Source organism: Acinetobacter sp. UBA3461 (assembly GCF_002381195.1).
Taxonomy (GTDB): Bacteria; Pseudomonadota; Gammaproteobacteria; order Pseudomonadales; family Moraxellaceae; genus Acinetobacter; species Acinetobacter schindleri.
Genome location: NZ_DFRO01000044.1, coordinates 19651 through 22306 on the forward strand (window position 1 = coordinate 19651; position 2656 = coordinate 22306).

The following is a 2656-nucleotide window of genomic DNA, read 5'->3' on the forward strand; positions in this document are numbered from 1 at the left end:
AAATGATCTTGAGCTGAATTCTGAAAATCAACTGATAACTAAGTATAAGACTTCTACTTCTGAAGATTATAAACAGGCTATTGTTTTGATTTTTAAAGAACGTGGCTATACACGTTTGGAAATAGGTCAATTACTTAGGGAGCCAAAAGCTTCATAAAATACCGATTAAACAAAGCTTGGATATAACATCCAGGCTTTATAAAAAAGTACCTAGCTGTTACCCTTGTCCTGATTTTTTTACTCTAAACCTTCTTTCATCTTATGACACTTACGCCACCTTAAGTTTATTTACCGTCTTAAATCTGTAAATAACTCATCACTGTCTAGTGATGTGGTGTAGTCGCTTGTGTGTTGTATATATCACATCACTAGCCTATCTGAAAAATTAAAAAACAGGCTATGTTTATGTTGTCTAATGTCCGAGAACAGTGGTTCTCTAACATCCGTGGGGATGTACTTGCTGGATTAGTCGTCGGTCTTGCACTCATCCCTGAAGCCATCGCATTTTCAATTATTGCAGGTGTAGATCCTAAAGTCGGTCTATACGCATCTTTCTGTATAGCCGTCGTGATTTCTTTCGTAGGCGGTCGTCCAGCTATGATTTCAGCAGCTACAGGGGCTATGGCACTGCTCATGGTTACTTTGGTCAAAGAGCATGGGCTTGAATACCTGCTTGCAGCAACAATTTTGACGGGTGTAATTCAAATAATGGCTGGCTATTTAAAGCTCGCCAAGTTAATGCGATTTGTATCTAAATCTGTGGTTATTGGATTCGTAAATGCGTTAGCAATTTTAATTTTTATGGCTCAGCTGCCTGAACTGATTAATGTGACCTGGCATGTATATGCTTTAGTTGCTTTAGGTTTGGCGATTATTTATCTCTTCCCTATGATTCCCAAATTAGGAAAATTATTGCCTTCTCCACTTGTCTGCATCATTGCAATCACATTACTGGCAATTGCTCTAGGAATTGATGTAAGAACTGTGGGTGATATGGGATCGTTACCTGACACACTTCCAATGTTCTTGATTCCAAATATTCCTTTGAATATTGAAACATTGATGATTATTTTGCCTTATTCAGTCGCACTGGCGGCTGTAGGTTTACTTGAATCGATGATGACAGCAACCATCGTGGATGAAATGACAGATACACCAAGTGATAAATTCCAAGAATGTAAGGGACAAGGGATTGCGAATATTGCTTCTGGCTTTATGGGGGGGATGGCCGGTTGTGCCATGATTGGTCAATCCATGATTAACGTGAAATCGGGTGGTCTTACACGCTTATCAACATTCTCTGCGGGTATTTTTCTTCTTATTCTGGTTGTATTTATCAGCGATTGGCTCAAAGTGATTCCAATGGCTGCATTGGTAGCGGTAATGATCATGGTCTCTATCAGTACCTTTGAATGGAGTTCTGTCACTCAGTTAAAAGATAATCCTAAGAGCAGTAATATCGTCATGATTGCGACTGTGATTGTAGTTGTTGCTACGCATAACCTGGCTTTGGGTGTGTTAACAGGCGTATTACTTTCAGCTTTGTTCCTAGCGAATAAACTTGAAAATGATATCCAAGTAATAGCATCTTTTGAAGGAACAGCCCGTTTATATGATTTGAGAGGTCAGATCTTCTTTAGTTCTTCTGAAAAATTCATGCAAGGGTTTGACTTTAAAGAGAATGTAAAGGATGTGATTATTGATTTGACCCATTCTCACATTTGGGATGTAACATCAGTCGCCATGCTTGATTCTGTTGTAAATAAATTCCAAAAGAATAGTGTGAATGTCACTGTGCGTGGCTTAAATGAAGCCAGCTCTATCATGATTGATAAGTATGGAACACATGCCAGAATCTAAGTGCAGGAGATTTTACGTTTATGTAGAATCTCTAAAATTAACATAATACACGTTATACGAATCTAAAAATGGGAGCCTTTAGCTCCCATTTTTACTATATTTTTTAAAGTTTTAGGCGTGTTGTACAGTGAGTTTTAAGCCTAACGCATTTACTACACGATTAATCGTATCAAAACGTGGTGCTGAATCATGACGTAGGGCTTTGTAGAGTGCCTCACGCCCAATCCCTGCTTCTTTAGCAATTTGAGTCATGCCACGAGCTTTAGCAATAACACCAAGTGCATGGGCTAATTCAGCTGGATCATTATCTTCAAGAACCATATTGAGATACATCACAATGTCTTCTTCAGTTTTGAGTGACTCAGCCATATCAAAACTTGGTAAATCAGCGACTTTAACCATTTTAATCCTCCAATGTTTTCGATAATTTGACTGCACGATCGATGTCTTGTTGTTGAGTCGATTTATCTCCTCCACCAAGCATTACAATCACTACGTCACCATGCTGGATGTAATACATTCTCCATCCAGCACCGAAGAATTCTCTCATTTCCCAAACGCCATCTTGGAGAGGCTTAATGTCTCCCCAATTTCCACGTTGAACCATATCTAATCTACGATTCAGACGAATACGGGTCATATTGTCTTTAATGCCATCTAACCATTCATCAAATTCTGGCAGACGTTTAATTTCAATCATGAGAATTCCTTATCTTCTCACTATATTGTATTCGATCGAATACAATATGCAAGTAGTCTATACGGACATCCATTATGTTATTCACCAATTAAAATG

3 protein-coding genes are annotated in these 2656 nt (G+C 38.4%); 1 reads left to right on the plus strand and 2 read right to left on the minus strand.

Going from position 1 to position 2656, the window contains the following annotated elements; translation table 11 throughout:
* Window positions 1-405 precede the first annotated feature (405 nt).
* The gene (locus tag B3D47_RS12585) at window positions 406-1860 is read left to right on the plus strand and encodes a SulP family inorganic anion transporter (RefSeq protein ID WP_019838442.1); all 1455 of its coding nucleotides are present in this window, start codon (window positions 406-408) and stop codon (window positions 1858-1860) included.
* A 111-nt stretch (window positions 1861-1971) separates the two neighbouring features.
* Here B3D47_RS12585 and B3D47_RS12590 read toward each other — a convergent pair whose 3' ends face one another.
* Together B3D47_RS12590 and B3D47_RS12595 are read right to left on the minus strand one after the other, a co-directional pair.
* Window positions 1972-2262, minus strand: coding sequence for an addiction module antidote protein (locus tag B3D47_RS12590; protein ID WP_060875721.1), 291 nt, complete (start codon window positions 2260-2262; stop codon window positions 1972-1974).
* Between the two features lies 1 nt (window position 2263).
* Complete coding sequence (locus tag B3D47_RS12595; protein WP_286862299.1) at window positions 2264-2560, minus strand: type II toxin-antitoxin system RelE/ParE family toxin; 297 nt, start codon at window positions 2558-2560, stop codon at window positions 2264-2266.
* Window positions 2561-2656 lie beyond the last annotated feature (96 nt).